The 18,235-nt window shown below is 38.6% G+C and carries 13 protein-coding genes; 9 read left to right on the top strand and 4 right to left on the bottom strand.

The genetic code is table 11. The annotated features are described in order from the left end of the window. The first annotated feature begins 34 nt into the window (after positions 1 to 34). Positions 35 to 3,733, top strand: coding sequence for a methionine synthase (gene metH, locus H4J76_RS18040; RefSeq protein WP_182231052.1), 3,699 nt, complete (start codon positions 35 to 37; stop codon positions 3,731 to 3,733). A gap of 121 nt (positions 3,734 to 3,854) precedes the next feature. On the opposite strand, the gene H4J76_RS18035 is transcribed toward metH, so the two are convergent. Beyond that, positions 3,855 to 4,985, bottom strand: coding sequence for a HupE/UreJ family protein (locus tag H4J76_RS18035; RefSeq protein ID WP_182216957.1), 1,131 nt, complete (start codon positions 4,983 to 4,985; stop codon positions 3,855 to 3,857). Positions 4,986 to 5,222: 237 nt separating this feature from the next. On the opposite strand from H4J76_RS18035, the gene dinB reads away from it, so the two are divergent. After that, positions 5,223 to 6,284, top strand: coding sequence for a DNA polymerase IV (dinB, locus tag H4J76_RS18030; protein ID WP_182216958.1), 1,062 nt, complete (start codon positions 5,223 to 5,225; stop codon positions 6,282 to 6,284). Positions 6,285 to 6,339: 55 nt separating this feature from the next. On the opposite strand, the gene H4J76_RS18025 is transcribed toward dinB, so the two are convergent. The 3 genes from H4J76_RS18025 to rpsT form a co-directional block, all read right to left on the bottom strand. Next, entirely contained in the window at positions 6,340 to 6,834 is a 495-nt protein-coding gene (locus H4J76_RS18025) for a peroxiredoxin (protein WP_182216960.1), read from the bottom strand. A gap of 131 nt (positions 6,835 to 6,965) precedes the next feature. Further along, positions 6,966 to 8,618, bottom strand: a complete 1,653-nt coding sequence (locus H4J76_RS18020; protein WP_182216962.1) for a dipeptidyl-peptidase 3 family protein — start codon at positions 8,616 to 8,618, stop codon at positions 6,966 to 6,968. A gap of 193 nt (positions 8,619 to 8,811) precedes the next feature. Next, positions 8,812 to 9,072, bottom strand: coding sequence for a 30S ribosomal protein S20 (gene rpsT, locus H4J76_RS18015; RefSeq protein ID WP_070374488.1), 261 nt, complete (start codon positions 9,070 to 9,072; stop codon positions 8,812 to 8,814). A 310-nt stretch (positions 9,073 to 9,382) separates the two neighbouring features. Between rpsT and murJ the strand changes: the two genes are divergently transcribed. The 7 genes from murJ to pilV all read left to right on the top strand — a co-directional run bounded on the left by murJ (position 9,383) and on the right by pilV (position 18,147). Further along, positions 9,383 to 10,972, top strand: a complete 1,590-nt coding sequence (gene murJ / locus H4J76_RS18010) for a murein biosynthesis integral membrane protein MurJ (RefSeq protein ID WP_182231051.1) — start codon at positions 9,383 to 9,385, stop codon at positions 10,970 to 10,972. A gap of 122 nt (positions 10,973 to 11,094) precedes the next feature. After that, the gene (gene ribF / locus H4J76_RS18005) at positions 11,095 to 12,021 is read left to right on the top strand and encodes a bifunctional riboflavin kinase/FAD synthetase (RefSeq protein WP_182231050.1); all 927 of its coding nucleotides are present in this window, start codon (positions 11,095 to 11,097) and stop codon (positions 12,019 to 12,021) included. Positions 12,022 to 12,137: 116 nt separating this feature from the next. Then, positions 12,138 to 14,975 carry an isoleucine--tRNA ligase gene (ileS, locus tag H4J76_RS18000; RefSeq protein WP_070374485.1) on the top strand — a complete coding sequence of 946 codons (2,838 nt, stop codon included), beginning with the start codon at positions 12,138 to 12,140 and terminating at the stop codon, positions 14,973 to 14,975. Positions 14,976 to 15,192: 217 nt separating this feature from the next. Next, positions 15,193 to 15,726 (top strand): signal peptidase II, encoded by a 534-nt coding sequence (lspA, locus tag H4J76_RS17995; protein WP_182216965.1) that lies wholly within the window; start codon positions 15,193 to 15,195, stop codon positions 15,724 to 15,726. A 1-nt stretch (position 15,727) separates the two neighbouring features. Beyond that, positions 15,728 to 16,162: an FKBP-type peptidyl-prolyl cis-trans isomerase gene (gene fkpB / locus H4J76_RS17990; RefSeq protein ID WP_070374483.1), complete on the top strand. Its 435-nt coding sequence runs from the start codon at positions 15,728 to 15,730 to the stop codon at positions 16,160 to 16,162. Positions 16,163 to 16,203: 41 nt separating this feature from the next. Then, positions 16,204 to 17,133, top strand: a complete 930-nt coding sequence (gene ispH / locus H4J76_RS17985) for a 4-hydroxy-3-methylbut-2-enyl diphosphate reductase (protein WP_182216966.1) — start codon at positions 16,204 to 16,206, stop codon at positions 17,131 to 17,133. 396 nt (positions 17,134 to 17,529) lie between these two features. Then, positions 17,530 to 18,147, top strand: coding sequence for a type IV pilus modification protein PilV (gene pilV / locus H4J76_RS17980; RefSeq protein ID WP_182216967.1), 618 nt, complete (start codon positions 17,530 to 17,532; stop codon positions 18,145 to 18,147). Positions 18,148 to 18,235: the final 88 nt, after the last annotated feature.

Genomic DNA, 18,235 nt, shown 5'->3' with positions numbered 1-18,235 from the left:
AAATTAAGTTTGAAAGTAAAAGTAGAGAAATAGTATGAAAAAATCAGCATCATTTAGTCGTCTTGAGCAACAAATACAAAAAAGAATTCTTATTTTAGATGGTGCTATGGGGACGATGATCCAAGCCTACAAATTTGAAGAACAAGATTACCGAGGTGAACAGTTTGCTGATTGGCATCTTGATGTCAAAGGCAATAATGATATGTTAGTGCTTACACAACCCGAGGTAATTAAAGCTATTCACTATGAATACCTTGAAGCGGGTGCTGATATTCTTGAAACGAATACTTTTAATGCCACGACGATCGCAATGGCAGATTACGATATGCAGTCTTACAGTGCGGCAATCAATTTAGCGGCGGCACAAATAGCCCGTGCAGCAGCGGATGAATTCACCGCTAAAAACCCTGATAAGCCTAGGTTTGTTGCCGGTGTTTTAGGGCCAACGAACAGAACATGTTCTATTTCACCCGATGTTAACGATCCTGCTTATCGTAATGTGACTTTTGATCAATTAAAAGATGCCTATATAGAATCAACGAAAGCACTGATTGAAGGTGGCTCAGATATTATTCTTATTGAGACTATCTTTGATACCTTAAATGCTAAAGCGGCTATTTTTGCGGTTGAAACTGTTTTTGATGAATTGCAGTTACGTTTACCAGTAATGGTCTCGGGTACCATTACTGATGCATCAGGCAGAACATTGTCTGGGCAAACCACCGAAGCTTTTTATAATTCATTGCGCCACGCAAAACCTATTTCATTTGGTTTGAACTGTGCATTAGGTCCGGTTGAACTAAGACAATATGTGGCAGAATTGAGTCGAATATCAGACTTTGCTGTTTCAGCTCATCCTAATGCAGGCTTGCCTAATGCCTTTGGTGAATACGATTTCAGCGTCGAAGATATGAATGTTCATGTCAATGAGTGGGCTGAGTCGGGATTCCTTAACATTATTGGTGGCTGTTGTGGTACAACGCCAGCGCATATAAAAGGTATGGCGGATGCGGTTGCCAATGTAAAACCTAGGGAAATCAGCGCAAGGAAAATTGCTTGTCGTTTGTCTGGGCTTGAAGCGTTAACAATAGAGGAAATTTCATTATTTGTTAACGTTGGTGAACGAACTAATGTTACTGGCTCTGCTGTATTTAAGCGCTTAATTACCGAAGAAAATTATGAACAAGCCGTCGCTGTTGCCCTGCAACAAGTTGCCAATGGCGCGCAAATTATAGATATAAATATGGATGAAGGCATGCTTGATTCGAAAGCGGCGATGATCCGTTATTTGAATTTAATCGCCGGTGAACCTGATATCGCGAAAGTGCCGATTATGCTTGATTCTTCTAAATGGGATATTTTAGAAGAAGGCTTGAAATGTATTCAGGGCAAGGGAGTTGTTAACTCAATCAGCTTGAAAGAGGGCGAAGAAAACTTCCGTAAACAAGCTGAACTATTACGCCGTTATGGCGCGGCTGTTATTGTTATGGCCTTCGACGAACAAGGTCAAGCAGACACACGGGTACGTAAGTATGAAATATGTAAACGTGCTTATGAAATTTTAGTCAATGAAATAGGCTTTCCTGCAGAAGACATTATCTTTGATCCCAATATTTTTGCGGTCGCAACCGGTATCGAAGAGCATAATAACTATGCGGTAGATTTTATTGAAGCGGTTGCCGATATAAAAGAAAACCTGCCTCATGCAATGATTTCGGGCGGTGTTTCTAACGTGTCATTTTCATTTCGTGGTAATAACCCAGTACGTGAAGCGATTCATGCGGTGTTTTTATATCACGCAATAAAAAATGGTATGGACATGGGCATTGTAAATGCAGGTCAGTTAGCTATTTATTCAGATATTCCTGACGATCTCCGCCTTGCTGTTGAAGATGTCATACAAAATAGCGATGACGACGCAACAGAACGTTTACTTGATGTGGCTGAGTCTTATCGCGGGCAAGCGGGGAGCAAAAATAATAAGGCTGATTTAACCTGGCGTGAGCTACCGATTAAAGAGCGTTTAGAATACTCTTTGGTTAAAGGCATTAATGAATTTATTGTCGAAGATACTGAAGCAGCAAGGCTAGTGGCTGAACGACCTCTTGATGTTATTGAAGGACCATTAATGGATGGTATGAATACCGTTGGCGATTTATTTGGTGCTGGCGAAATGTTTCTGCCACAAGTGGTAAAATCAGCCCGAGTGATGAAACAAGCTGTTGCTCATTTAAATCCATTTATTGAAGCTGAAAAAACTGAAATAAAATCAAACGGTAAAATATTACTGGCAACGGTAAAAGGTGATGTCCACGATATTGGTAAAAATATAGTCGGTGTTGTTTTACAATGTAACAACTACGAAATTATTGATTTAGGTGTCATGGTTTCTTGTGATGATATCTTGCGTGTGGCGAAAGCCGAAAAGGTCGATGTGATTGGATTGTCAGGTTTGATAACACCGTCACTTGATGAAATGGTGCATGTTGCTAAAGAAATGAAACGTCTTAATTTTGACTTGCCGTTACTTATTGGTGGCGCGACAACATCAAAAGCTCATACTGCCGTTAAAATAGAGCAGCAATATCAACATCCGGTGATATATGTGCCTAATGCGTCGCGTTCAGTTTCAGTCGTTAGTACCTTACTTTCAGATGATAGTGAGAAACGTGCTGCATTTTTAGCGCGTCAAGATGATGAATATGTGCGGGTGCGTGAGCGTCATTATAAAAAAGGACCACGTTCAAGCTTAATATCATTAGAAGATGCACGCGCCAATGCTGCGCCGATAAGTTTTGAAAACTATACCCCTAAAATACCCAATAAACTTGGTATTACGGTACTTGATAATCTTGATTTAAATGTCATTCGAAACTACATCGATTGGACGCCATTTTTCATGACTTGGCAGTTATCAGGCAAGTATCCGCTTATTTTACGACACGAAGTGGTCGGCGAAGAGGCAACTAATCTATTTAATGATGCTAATGCTTTATTAGACGATATTATTAACAGTAAAAAGTTAACGGCAAAAGCGGTTTTTGGTCTGTTTCCAGCTCATCGTCAACAAGACGATTTAATATTGTTTGCAGATGAAAACCGAGATAAGCAATTGATGAAACTACATCAATTACGTCAACAAAGTAAAAAACCAGCAGGGCAGTTTAACCGTTGTTTGGCTGATTATATCGCGGATAAAACCTCAGGTATTAAAGATTATGTTGGTGCTTTCGCGGTATCTGCAGGTTATGGTTGTGATGACCTAGTGAAGGAGTTCGCCGCTCAACATGATGACTACAATAGTATTTTAGTTAAAGCTGTTGCCGACCGATTAGCAGAAGCGAGTGCTGAATATCTCCATGAAAAAATTCGCAAAGAATACTGGGGGTATGCTCCTGAAGAGTCGCTTGCTAATGACGATTTAATTCGTGAAAAATATCAAGGTATCAGACCTGCGCCGGGTTATCCTGCCTGTCCAGAGCATACCGAAAAAGGTTTGTTGTGGGAACTACTCAATGTTGAAGAAAATATCGGCATGGAACTAACCTCAAGTTTTGCCATGTGGCCTGGAGCCGCGGTTAGTGGTTGGTACTTTGCTCACCCAGAATCAAAATACTTTGCGGTCGCTAAAGTCGCTAAAGACCAAGTGATTAATTATGCGACTCGAAAAGGGATGACATTGCCACAAGCAGAGCGTTGGCTGTCAGCTAACTTGGATTATGAACCTGAGTAATTAATAGAGTCATTATCATTTAGTTTATACGGCAACGGCCTTAAATCTCGGTAAAGTAGGTTTAAGGCCGTTGTTCATTTGACTACTCAATGTTAAACGATGATATGTCCTGTGTTGCGTATTAAAAGGTTCTTTCGATAAACCAATAAATAGCGATAACGGCGATAAGCGCACTTAACGGTATCACCACGTATTGTCTATATTGAGGTTTTTTAGCAAACCAGCGCGTCGCTAATAAAGCTAAGGCAACGACCGTTATTTGACCCAACTCAACGCCAATATTAAATGAAATTAAGCTACTGACATACTCACTCTTGGGTAAGCCCAGTTCAACAAGTACTGCTGCAAACCCTAAACCGTGCAGTAAACCAAAAGCAAAGATAATGGGTAAGCGCCACTTTGTTAGTTTGTGATAAAAAATATTCTCAATAGCCACGTAAGCAATTGATAAGGCAATAAGCGGCTCTACAATGCTGCTGGGTAGGTTGATAATACCAAATATACCCAAAGCTAGCGTAATGGTATGGGCAAGAGTAAAGGCACTTACCTGCCAGAGCAGTGTTGATGTCTTAGTGGCTAATAAAAATAGCGCGAGCACAAAGAGAATATGATCAAGCCCTTGCGGCAGAATATGTACAAAGCCCTGATAGATATACTCAACAATATTAAGCAGCTTAATTTCGGTTGTTGAAAGTTTACGTACACCACCCTTGATATCATCAATAGAAAAGTGATGGCTGTTCTGGCCGGATAGCACTAAAGATTTCTCTGAACGGCTGACTGTTAATAAGACATCCCCTAAGATGGGCGAAAATATCAAGGCTGCGTTGTTACTTTTTTGTGGCAATTGACCCTGCGACAATAGCTTAATGGTTTTAGTCGGTGAGTCAGCGCGAAGTCTTGCTTTTAATTCAAATACCGTTAGCCCTGAAAAAGGGGTAACAAGCACACTTTCTTTATCAATAATAAAAGCGCTTTGTTGATTTATTATTTGCAATATTTTTGAGAGTAATTGCTTTATTTCAATTAAAGAGAGGTTTTTTAGATGATTAATTAAATCTGCCTCATCTACTGATGATTTTTGATGACTTTTAATGACATGCAAAACATCAATATCGATACTAAGTTGGTAGTTATTATCTACAAGTAATTTTAGCTCTGCTTGATTAGCTTCATTGGTGTGAGCATTCACTAGTGCAGGTGATAAAAGTAGTAATAGGGCAAAAGTTGTTTGTAAAAGGCGCGTAATCATAAAAGTAATATCAGCTAGTCATTGATAAAAAATAAAGCGACAAATTAACGTATTTAGCATGAAATTAACAGTGGCCAAATTATTATTTCAGTATTGAACTATTAACTTAAAAGCTTATACTGTGTTTGTATACAGTTTAGGTTGAGTTGCCCATAGCGAAAATATGCTTTATTTTTTCACAACGAAATAAGGGACTTTTGATAAACATGATTACTATAATTAAGACATGACTAAAACATGACTCAAAGCCGAAAAATAATACATATAGATATGGACTGTTTCTATGCAGCTGTTGAAATGCGTGACAATGAGTCTTTACGTAATGTGCCACTTGCGGTCGGCGGTACAGGGCCTCGAAGCGTCTTGTGTACGTGTAATTACCAAGCAAGAAAATTTGGTGTTCGCTCGGCAATGCCAGCAATTAAGGCGATGCAACTTTGCCCTGAGCTAGTTATTGTTTCAGGCAGAATGGCTGTTTACCAAGAAGTTTCTGCACAAATAAGGGCGATATTTCAACGTTACACTCAGTTGATTGAACCATTGTCGCTTGATGAAGCCTTTCTTGATGTTACCCATAACAAAGAGTTTAACGGCAGTGCCACGCTTATTGCGGAGCAAATACGTCGTGATATTTTTAATGAACTCAATCTAACCGCCTCGGCAGGTGTTGCTCCTAATAAATTTATTGCTAAAATTGCCAGTGATGAAAATAAACCTAATGGTCAATGTGTTGTTACGCCCGCAGACGTGAGTGGTTTCGTTGAAAATTTACCATTGAAAAAAATTCCGGGTATTGGCCCAAAAACAGCACAAAAATTATTGGGCTACGGCTTCTCGTCATGTGCAGATATACGAGCAAGTTCTGTCGCCGTATTAACACCTATTGTCGGCAAGTTTGCCCCTGCATTGTATCAACGAAGTTTTGGTATTGATCATCGCCAATTAGAAACCGACAGAGTTAGAAAATCATTAGCGATAGAAACCACTTTTTCTCAAGACTTGTCTTGTGAAAAAGAGTGTGAAAGTGCCGTTGAGCTTTTATATGAGAAGCTTTTAGTGAGATTAGAAAAACATCAACATATGGTTATTAGTAAGCAAGGGATTAAACTTAAGTTTAATGACTTTACCCAAACAACAGTTGAGCAGCAAAGCAGCCACTGTGATGAAAACACCTTTAAACAATTACTGTTAAAAGCACTGTTGCGTAGTCAATCTAGGGGAATACGTTTAATAGGATTAACGCTAGGTTTTGCTGAGCATAATAACAAAGAAACACAGCAGCTTTGTTTTAGTTTATAACCGGTACTGACTTGATATGATGTCGGTACCGGTATTTTAGTTTTTATTACTGTGCTTATGCGGGTTTAATGATTTCTTTAACCGCCAATTCTAATTTTGGATCGTTAATATTTGAGCTGGTAGATTTGAAAACAACTTGTCCACTTCTATTGATAAAAAATGTCGTTGGTGTACCTTTTACGCCATATAACTTAGCAACTTTTTCACCTTCAACACCGGTAATAAATTGATAACCTCGTTGAGTAATCGAGTCTTGTGGTTTTGCTCCTTCATCTTCACTAAAACTAATCGCAACAATCTCAATGCCGGTATTTTTATACTTTTCAGTTAGCTCGACTAATTTAGGCTGCAATTTTTTACAATAGGGACACCATGTTGCCCAAAAATGTAAAATCACCGGCTTGCCCTGATAGTCTGCTAATGAAATGCTTTTACCGGCTTGGGTTTTTAGTGTCCAGTCTGGGGCTTGGTTGGCTTTATTGTCATTGGCGTTAACGTTGAACGACAATATGCTAACGAATATTATAATAATTGATAAAAATGCTTTCATGAAACAACCTACTTTTATTTATATGACTAACTACTTTAGGAGACCTTGATTACGGCGAAATTATTTCGAGCTTTTTATTAACAAAAAAGCCTATCGTATTGATAGGCTTTTTGACACTTCATTTAAAAGTATTATAAACCTAACACTTTTTTACCTTGCTTAAAGGTAATATCAACAGGAATATTAGCCGCTTCAATACGCGCTAAGTCTTCTGCTAAATCGGCTTTAATGACACCGCTTTTTGCAACAAGTGCAGCCACACCTTCATAATCACCATTACCTTGTAAGGTTAAAATAAGCTCAGACAACGAATCAATAGCGGCAGTCATCTTATCAATGTTGACAGAGTATAACCCTTGCGAGTTACGGGTAAACGCCCCTTGCTCAGCAAAGTAATTAAACCGTACCATGTTGGCTTTACCGTGAGCAGATGTTGCGCCAAAGCGCACTGAACGGAAAATTCCCGCTAAGAAGGTTGTGTAATAATCTTGCAATGTACCTTCTTCAATGGCGCCTTTAATCAGTAACTGGCGGATCATATAAAGCCCAAGGATATCGGCTTTACCTTCTTCTAGTGCCGAAGCATGCTCTTTTAATGATTGGCGTACTGTGCCCTTATCATTAATGGTATTTTTGATACCCAAACCATGGGCAACCTCATGAAACATCGTATTAGCAAAGAAGGCATTGAATGTTACATTTTCACGTTGCTCAGCAACGATTAAGGTACTAGCAATGGGTAACATAATATTATCGAACTTGGCTTGCATCGCATTTTTAAGTTGTAAGCGGCGCGTACCTTTCTCTAACTGTACTTTTTCGTCATTGGGGAGATTAATCGCAATGGTTTTACTACCGGCATTAGAATGACCTGCATAATAAATGACGTCATATGCGTTTAAGTCTGCATCAGAGCCGGGTACTTCTTTTTTGTAGGCTTTTTTAACGGGTAAGTCTTTTTGTAATTCGGGTAAATATTCAGCATATTTAGCGAGTTTTTCACTCCAGGCTAAATCTTTAATCAGCACATAAGATTCAAAAGCAGCGCGGTAACCATAAAGCTGATCTTCGTAGGTTTCTATTGGGCCAATAACGACATCAATAGGATTGTTTTTCATATCCATCCAAGCAAAATCAGACGCTTGAAAGTCATCATGACGGATTGCTGTCGCACGTAAATTTAAGTAATTTGCAAATTCTTTATCATCAGCAAAGCTTGATGCTTTTTCTAATATAGCCGCAATACGATTAATGCTATCGCTATAAAGCTCAGAAAAAGCCACTGACGTTAATTGGCCATCGCTGGTACGCTTAACGACCGAATACAAGCCACTCTTGTCAGCAAAATCTGCTTGCTCAAATTCAGCTTTGGTTAAGTCATTAGGGTAAAACTCTGCGCCAGCCGCTTTTGCTTGATATCCAGAAAGGAAAGGTTTATCGCCATCTAATCTATCCCAAGGACCATAATTGATACGGGCAAATTCACGGACCTTTTCATCATCAATACTAGCAAGGAAGCTTGCTTTGTCTTCACCAAAAGCCTGTTGCCAGAAAAGTTCATCAATAATATCTGAAGCTTCAATAAGCAATACGATCATTTTTTTCTGGTTTTCAGACAAGTGGCTCAAATCAGCACTAAGTGTTACTGGCTTATATATGTCTAAACGACTTTTGGCTTCTGCTAATAAAGTAGGCGCTGAACGTGGTTGTTTATTATTTTCACTACAAGCGCTTAATAGGCTAGTGGCAAGCAAAAGGCCAGTAGCGAGTTTTGTTAGTCTCATTTTTATTCTCACGTATTTTTTGAATATGTATATATAACGCAAAGAGATTACCAAAAATGGCAGGATGCGCAAGGTCTTAATCTATGGGATGGGATCAGGTTTTAGTGAGTTTGTTTTATTAGCGGGGTAAAAAAATTAAATAATAGGCAAAAAAAAACCAGCATAAGCTGGTTTTTTAATTCAATAACAAAAATTAAAGCGCTTTAATAGCAGCGTTTAAACGACTCTTACTACGAGCAGCTTTATTTTTGTGAATAAGACCTTTGCTTGCAAAACGATCTAAGATCGGTTGTGCAGCAGCAAATTCTTTAGATGCTGTGTCTTTGTCACCAGCTTCAATTGCAGCGAGTACTTTTTTGAATAGAGTGCGCATCATTGAACGACGACTTGCATTATGTTGACGGCGTTTTTCTGATTGAACCGCGCGTTTCTTCGCCTGCTTTGAATTAGCCAAGGTGAACTCCTAAAATATGATTGTATATATAGCCTAAATTTAAGGCGAGGAAATATGCCTTTTTTTAGCTCGATTGTCAAACCTTTTACCGGTTTAATTTACTTAATAACGATGAATTTACCATTATATAATAATTATCATTATTGGTTACTAAATAATGGCGCTATTTTACCTGTTATTTACAGGATTTAAAATAGATTAAAAACTTCTTTGCATTTACTTGTTTATCACAGGTAAAAAGCTGCATAATATTAATGAAAAATTACATCTTGGAATATGATGATTTATATCGATTTATTGGAGCTATGCATTGAGTAAAAAGTTAATAAAATCAGGTCTTATAGTAAGTTTTATGACCTTGATTTCTCGTGTGCTCGGCTTGGTTCGAGATGTTGTTATTGCGAACATTATTGGTGCAGGTTTAGCGTCTGATGTTTTTTTCTTTGCCAATAAAATTCCCAATTTTCTACGTCGATTATTTGCCGAAGGTGCTTTTGCACAAGCTTTTGTCCCCGTGTTGAGTGAATATCATACCAAAGATGAGGCCGATGGGCTGAGTTTGAAAGAAGGTGAAACACGTAAATTAATCGCTCAAGTTTCAGGCACCTTAGGTGTAATTGTTACCATAGTAACGCTTATTGGCATGATAGCCTCGCCGTTATTTGTGATTTTATTTGGTTTTGGTTGGTTTGTAGATTGGCTTAACGATGGTCCCAAAGCCCAACAGTTTGAGTTAGCCTCATCACTACTAAAAATTACCTTCCCCTATTTATGGTTTGTCAGCTTTACCGCACTTGCCGGCGCGATTTTAAATACTTTTGGTCGATTTGCTGTTTCTTCTTTTACCCCTGTTTTACTTAATGTTTGCATTATTGGCTGTGCAATCTACTTGTCACCCTTATTCGACAATCCTGCTTTTGCATTAGCTTGGGGCGTATTTTTAGGGGGCTTAGCTCAGTTCTTATTTCAAATACCTTTTTTAATTAAAGCCGGTGTCTTTGTTAAACCAAAATGGGCTTGGCACGCGAAAGGTGTAAAAAAAATCCGCAAACTTATTGTTCCTGCTTTGTTTGGCGTTTCTGTTACGCAAATTAATTTACTGCTTGATACCCTAATAGCCAGTATCTTAGTCACTGGCTCGATTAGTTGGCTTTATTACGCCGACCGTTTATTAGAATTTCCCTTAGGGTTATTTGGTATTGGTATAGCTACCGTTATTTTGCCCAGTTTAGCTAAATTGCATACTAAGCAAGACAAAGAAGAGTTTAGTGAGACGATTACTTGGGGCTTAAAAATTGTTTCTTTATTTGGCTGGCCCGCACTTGCAGGGTTAATGGTATTAGCTCAGCCGATTATTATGATTTTATTTATGCGTGGTGAGTTTTCTCAAGAAACTGTTTTACAAGTCTCTTATGCCTTATTTGCTTACCTTTCGGGTTTAATCAGCTTTATGTTTATTAAAATATTAGCGCCGGCTTATTACGCACGCCAAGATACCAAAACCCCCGTAAAAATAGGTATTAAAGCGATGGCAGCCAATATGATTTTCAATCTGATGTTGGCACCTTTTTTTGGTTATGTAGGTTTGGCCATTGCGACAGCTATGTCGGCAACACTCAATGCGTTAATGCTTTACCATGGTTTAAAAAGTAATAATATCTTTGCATTGTCTAAAACAACGTGGTGGTTTTTTGCGCGGCTTATCTTTTCTGCAGGAATCATGGCAGTGGTTGTTTTTACGTTATCACCCCCGTTTAAAGTTTGGTTAGCGATGGAAACCACCTTGCAAATTCAACAATTACTTATTTGCATTACTTTAGGTATGCTCAGTTATTTTATTTCTATTGCTGCACTGGGAATTCGAGTGAAAGATTTCAAAGTTAAAGTAACTGAAAAATAAATTGATGAAATTAGCTTCAGGTGCTGATTCTTAAGCCTGAGTGATATATAATTTATCGGTTTTTATTCATTAATGGCGACACTTGTCTACTAATGTCAGTCAAATTTAGGTTTTTTAATTAAATGCAGTTAATACGCGGTATCCACAATATTCAAGCTGAAGATCATGGCTGTGTGTTAACCATAGGTAATTTTGACGGTGTTCATTTAGGACATGCTCGCGTTATAAAGGCTTTAATTGCAAAAGCTAAAGCATTGAATTGTACACCAGCAGTGATGATTTTTGAGCCTCAGCCGCAAGAGTTATTTTCTCCTGAGACGGCTCCTGCAAGATTGACACGTTTAAGAGATAAATATTTTCTTTTGAAAAATTTGGGTGTAGAACGTTTGATTTGTGTTAATTTTCATCGAGAATTTGCCAATAAAAGCGCGTCAGAGTTTATCGAACTTTTATTAGTTCAACAGCTAGGTATTAAGCATTTAATTATTGGTGACGATTTCCGCTTTGGAAAGAACCGTTTAGGCAATTTTAGTCTGCTAAAACAAGCCGGTGAAAAATTTGATTTTGCTGTTTCTGATACCGCAAGTTTCAAACTTGAAAATTGTCGGATCAGCAGTACCCAAATACGTAATGCTTTAGAGAATAATCAACTAGCTGACGCAGAAAGAATGCTAGGTCGGGCTTACTCTATTATCGGTCGGGTTTTTCATGGTGATAAGCGTGGCCGAAAACTAGGGTTTCCTACCGCAAATGTTTTATTAAAAAGACGAGTTTCACCTATTTCCGGTGTTTTCGTGGTAAAAGTAAATACGGTTAAAGAATGCTTTTATGGTGTGGCTAATATTGGTTCAAGGCCAACAGTGTCTGGTATTAGGCAGCAGCTAGAAGTACATATTTTTAACTTCAATGAAGACATTTATGGTCAAACCATTGAAGTGGTTATGCTAAATAAATTAAGAAATGAAATAAAGTTTTCATCACTAGATGAATTAACTAAGCAAATATCACAAGATAGTGAGCAGGCAAAAGCCTTTGTTCAAGATTTATAAATAAAATAGATACGTGAGTTAATAGTAAAATTAATATCAAGCCAATGTCGATTTTACTATTAACTTATTAGAGGCTAACCACCAGTTAGCGAATATAACAACGGATAATGATTTAAATGAGTGATTATAAACAAACCCTAAACTTGCCAGCTACTTCTTTCGCGATGAAAGGTAACATGGCAAACCGTGAACCAAACATGCTAAAAGAGTGGGCTGAAAAAGATCTGTACGGCCAAATTCGAGCGGCTAAAAAAGGTAAGAAATCATTTATTTTGCATGACGGTCCTCCGTATGCAAATGGTGATATTCACTTAGGTCATTCTGTTAATAAAATTCTTAAAGATATTATTGTTAAATCAAAAACGTTATCTGACTTTAACGCACCGTTCGTGCCTGGTTGGGATTGCCATGGTTTACCGATTGAATTAATGGTTGAGAAAAAAATTGGTAAGCCAGGTCATAAAGTTTCTGCCAGTGTTTTTCGAGAAAAATGTCGTGAATATGCAGCCAAGCAAGTTATTGGGCAGCGTGAAGACTTTAAACGCTTAGGGATTTTTGCTGATTGGGAAAAACCTTACCTCACTATGGATTTTGGTACTGAAGCCAATATCATACGTGCTTTAGGTAAAATAGCTGAGAATGGTCATTTACATCAAGGGTTCAAACCTGTGCATTGGTGTACTGATTGTGGTTCTTCTTTGGCTGAAGCTGAAGTTGAATACAAAGATAAACAATCGCCAGCGATTGACGTAAAATTCACCGTAGTTGACCAAAGTGTTGCTGATAAGTTTGATCACCCTGAAAATCATCAAGGTGAAGGTGAAGTATCGGTTGTTATTTGGACCACTACACCTTGGACACTTCCGGCTAACCGAGCAGTTTCTGTTAATGCCGACGTTGAATACACTTTAGTACAATGTGAAACCGAGCAGGGCAAAGTACGTTATATTTTAGCGTCGGACCTAGTGACAGCATGTATGGACCGTTTTGGAATTGATAAATATCATGCATTAGGGTTTTGTAAAGGTAGCGATTTAGATTTAGTGCAACTTAAACACCCATTTTATGATTTTACTGTACCAATGATCTTAGGCGAGCATGTAACGACTGACTCTGGTACGGGTTGTGTACATACAGCACCTGGTCATGGTGTTGAAGATTTCGTGGTGGGCAAAATATATAACCTTGAAGTAGCTAACCCTGTTGGCGCTAATGGTGTTTATTTAGAAGATACACCATTGTTTGCTGGCCAACATGTTTTTAAAGCCAATGCCAATGTCGTTGAAACATTGAAAGAACATGGCACTTTAGTACATCACCATGCAATAGAGCATTCTTACCCGCATTGCTGGCGCCACAAAACACCCTTAATTTTTCGTGCAACACCACAATGGTTTATTAGCATGGATAAAAAAGGTTTACGCCAAGATTCATTAAACGAAATTGAAAAAACGCAATGGATCCCTGATTGGGGTCAACGCCGTATCGAATTGATGGTTGAAGGTCGCCCTGACTGGTGTATTTCACGTCAACGTACTTGGGGCGTGCCAATGGCATTATTTATTCATCAAGACTCGGGTGCTTTACATCCACGCAGTATTGAACTGATTGAAACGGTTGCTAAGCGTGTTGAAGAAAAAGGCATTCAAGCATGGTTTGATTTAGACGCTGCTGAGCTTATTGGTGATGACGCTAAAGAATATATTAAAGTACCAGACACCTTAGATGTATGGTTTGACTCTGGAACGACTCATTACTCCGTTGTTAATGCACGTGAAGAATTTGATGGCGTTGCAGATTTATACCTTGAAGGTTCAGATCAACATCGTGGTTGGTTTATGTCGTCAATGATTTCATCGGTAGCGATGAATGGTAAAGCGCCTTATAAGCAGGTACTAACACATGGCTTTACCGTTGATACTAACGGTCACAAAATGTCTAAGTCATTAGGCAATGTTATTACACCAAAAGAAATCACCAGTAAGTTAGGTGCAGACATTTTGCGTTTATGGGTAGCTTCAGTTAACTATACGCAAGAAATTACTGTCTCTGATGAAATCTTTAAGCGTCAAGCCGATGCGTACCGTCGTATTCGTAATACCTCGCGCTTTTTATTATCAAACCTTAATGGTTTTGATCCTAAAACTGATTCAGTCGCTTTTGACGATATGGTTGCACTTGACCGTTGGGCTGTTGATAAAGCTGCACAATTGCAAAAAGAAATTGTTAGCGCTTATGATGACTACGAATTTAATGTTGTTGTTCATAAGCTGATGAACTTCTGTACCACAGAATTAGGTGGCTTCTACTTAGATATTATTAAAGACCGTCAATATACAGCGAAAGAAGACAGTACGGCGCGTCGCTCTTGTCAAACCGCTATGTATTTAATCGCTGAAGCGATGACTCGCTGGATGGCTCCTATTTTATCTTTTACTGCACAAGAAATTTGGCAAGCGCTACCGACTCCGTCTGGTGAAACGCGTGACGAATTCGTTTTCACCGGTGTTTGGTTTAATGGTTTGCCTAAGGCAGAAACAAGTAATACTTTAAACAATGATTACTGGAATGAAATTTTACTTGTGCGCACCGAAGTAAACAAAGCACTAGAAAATGCCCGTAAAGAAAAACAAGTGGGTAAAGCGCTTGAAGCAGCGGTTATTTTATATACCAACGCAGAGCTTGCTGAAAAATTACAACAATTAGGCGAAGAACTTCGCTTTGTTTTGATCACCTCTAAAGCTACGGTTGAAGTAGTTGACAGTGCACCAACGGGCGCTTTAGCAACTGAGATTGAAGGCTTATGGTTAACGGTTGCACCAGCAACAGGCACCAAATGTGAGCGTTGTTGGCATGTAACTGAAGACATCGGGGAAGATGAAAAACATCCTGAACTTTGTGGACGTTGTATTACCAACGTAGAGGGTGAGGGCGAGAAACGCCAATTCGCCTAAATATTTGTGTATTCTTTGCTATTTCATCCAAGAATTGCAGAAAAGTACTCAGCTAGTTAACTAGGCTGTGTGCTTTAGCTTTATTCTTGAATGAACTAGCTTTGAATAAGCCAATATTTCATCGATTAGTTTTGTTGAAAAGCCTTAGTCAGACATTCACAAAACATGCTAACTATCTCATTAGTTATATAACAACAACTATTAGCACAGTAGAAATATGAAAATTAATAAACTTTTTACAGAAACGGGTTTTAAATGGTTATGGTTAACCGTTTTATTTTTGATTATTGATCAAGTAACCAAGCAACTGGTTGTTAACTCATTTGATTTATATGAGTCGATGAACATTTTACCTTTCTTTGATTTGAGATATGTACAAAACCCAGGTGCAGCCTTTAGCTTTCTTGCCGACCAAGACGGTTGGCAACGTTGGTTCTTTACCATTATTGCTGCTATTGCCAGTGTGGTTTTTTTAGTGTGGTTGGCTAAAACGCCAAAGAATAATGCACTATTAAGTATCGCTTTAGCGTTTATGCTCAGTGGCGCAGTGGGCAACTTAATTGACCGGGCATTATTTGGCTATGTTATCGACTTTTTAGACTTTTATATTGCCGATAATCATTGGCCAGCCTTTAATGTCGCAGACTCTGCTATTTTTATTGGCGCGGCATTGATGATTTTTGATTCCTTTAAAAATGGTGATTCAGCCAAGAAAACTGAAATTACTAAGACAAAAGTAGACGAGAAATAAAATGACAATGTTAATTACTGATAAATCTGAAGTTATCGCTCATATTACCATGAAATTATCTGATGGCTCAGCGGCAGACAGTACCAAAGTAAACAAAAAGCCTGCTAAAATTATTATGGGCGATGCCAGTATTTCTCCTGCCTTTGAAGCGCAATTGTTAGGCCTTGCCGCTGGAGATTCTAAAGAATTTACCCTCGAAGCAAAAGATGCTTTTGGCGAACCTAATCCAGATAATTTCCATTACGTTGATGCAGATAAATTTGGTAGTGACGTACCAGCAGAAGTGGGCAGTATCATTACTTTCACACAACCTGGCAATATAGAGTTACCTGGTATGGTCAAAGAAGTGATCGGTACATCAGTCACTATTGACTTTAATCATCCGCTAGCGGGACAAGCAGTAACATTTGTTATTGACGTTGTTGAAGTTTTATAATCGTTAACTCTTAGGACTTTTAAGTCTTTCAGGAACAAATTATGGAAATTATTTTAGCTAACCCTCGTGGTTTTTGTGCTGGCGTAGACCGAGCGATTAGTATCGTAGACCGCGCGTTAGACTTATTTGGTGCGCCCATTTATGTACGCCACGAAGTAGTACATAACAAGTTTGTTGTTGATGGCTTAAAAGACCGCGGCGCGATATTTGTTGATGAACTTTTTGAAGTTCCTGACGATAATACCGTTATTTTTAGTGCTCATGGCGTCTCTAAAGCGGTACGTCAACAAGCTAAAGACCGTGGTCTAAAAGTATTTGACGCTACTTGTCCATTAGTGACTAAAGTACATATGGAAGTGTCACGTACCAGTCGTAAAAATATTGAGTGCATTCTTATTGGTCACGCTGGACACCCTGAAGTTGAGGGTACGATGGGACAATATGAAAGTGAGCATGGCGGGATTTATTTAGTTGAGTCTGTTGCTGATGTAGCAACACTTGAAGTAAAAGACCCTACTCAATTGTATTATTGTAGCCAAACGACCTTATCCATTGACGATACGTCAGAAGTTATTGACGCGTTGAGAAATAAGTTCGCTTTAATTAAAGGCCCCCGCAAGGACGATATTTGTTATGCAACACAAAATCGTCAAGACGCGGTACGCACTATTTCTGCACAAGTTGATTTACTGTTAGTTGTTGGCGCCAAAAATAGCTCTAACTCTAATCGCTTACGTGAACTCTCTGAGAAGTTGGGCACACCTTCCTACCTGATTGATACTTTTGCCGATATTCAACCACAATGGCTTGAAAATGTTAATAAAATTGGTGTTACTGCAGGCGCTTCTGCACCCGCAATACTTATCCAGCAAGTTATTGACGCACTAAAAGACTTTGGTGGTCAAGAGGTTATCGAATATCCTGGTCGTGAAGAGAACACAGTATTTGCGGTACCTATAGAATTGCGCTAATCTTAAAATATCAGGTTAAGTGGTTGAATGTAATTTTATCCGTTATATGAGTGCTTAAATTTAAAGCATTTTAATAACAATATTCATGACTTAACCTTATTATTCTGAATAGTAACTATGTACATAGGCTATTCAATAATAGATTTTTAAGGTATGAGTTAATGCGGTTCACGTTAGTGATTTTTAACACATATAAGTTCTCCATCGAATTCTTAGCGCTACGCTTAGTTTCGTTTCTCCTCGCCTTTAAAATTCTATTTGGGTCTGTTTTGTGTTTGTCACTTAAAAGTATACTCGTCAATGCTGTTTCTTTTATTTATCTCCCATTCACTCTATATTTTAAAGCATTATTTTTCTGGGTAGTCAGCAATTTTTGTCAGTGTATTAAGGAGTCTCATGGGTAACAGCACACTTAGGACGAGTTATCCTAAAAGAAAACCAGCCCAAGTACAAAAGGGCATGACACTAATAGAGGTTTTAGTCGCTTTAGTTATTTTAGTGACGGGTATTTTTGGTGCGGTTGCCATGCAGGCGTCAGCTAAGAAAGGCAGTTTTGATGCGATGCAACGCTCTGTAGCCTCAGCGTTAGCTCAAGATATTATCGAACGAATGCGCAGTAATGATTCTGATATTCTTACTTTAGAGAGTTATCAAGGTGTTTATGGCGCAGCATTGAATACTCCGCCTGACGCTGACGTTAGGTGTAATTCAGTTGCTTCTTTGTGTACAAGTGCACAAATGACCACCAATGATTTGTATGAATGGGAAGTCAAACTTATGGGCGCTGATGTTACTGCTGGTGGTAAAAATACTGGTGGCTTAGTTGGTGCTGTCGGTTGTATTGATCATAATAAAAATGCAGTTACTGTTGTGATCAGCTGGCAGGGCAGAGTCGCAACGGCTGATGGTTATGACGCCGATAACAATAGTTCTGCAGCTGCAACACTGGCCAACGCCTGTGGTACAAGTACCAGTAAACGTCGACAAGTTACGGTTGAAGCTTTTATATATTAAGGCAAGCAAAGCAATCACTGTTAACGTTCATCGTGATGTTAATGCTTTGAATTATAGATAATATTGATTTTGTTTAGTAAGAGATGAT

Source organism: Colwellia sp. BRX9-1 (genome assembly GCF_014077195.1).
Taxonomy (GTDB): Bacteria; Pseudomonadota; Gammaproteobacteria; order Enterobacterales; family Alteromonadaceae; genus Colwellia_A.
Note: the sequence above shows the minus strand (reverse complement) of the source record. Positions and strands in the feature narration are given on the sequence as shown.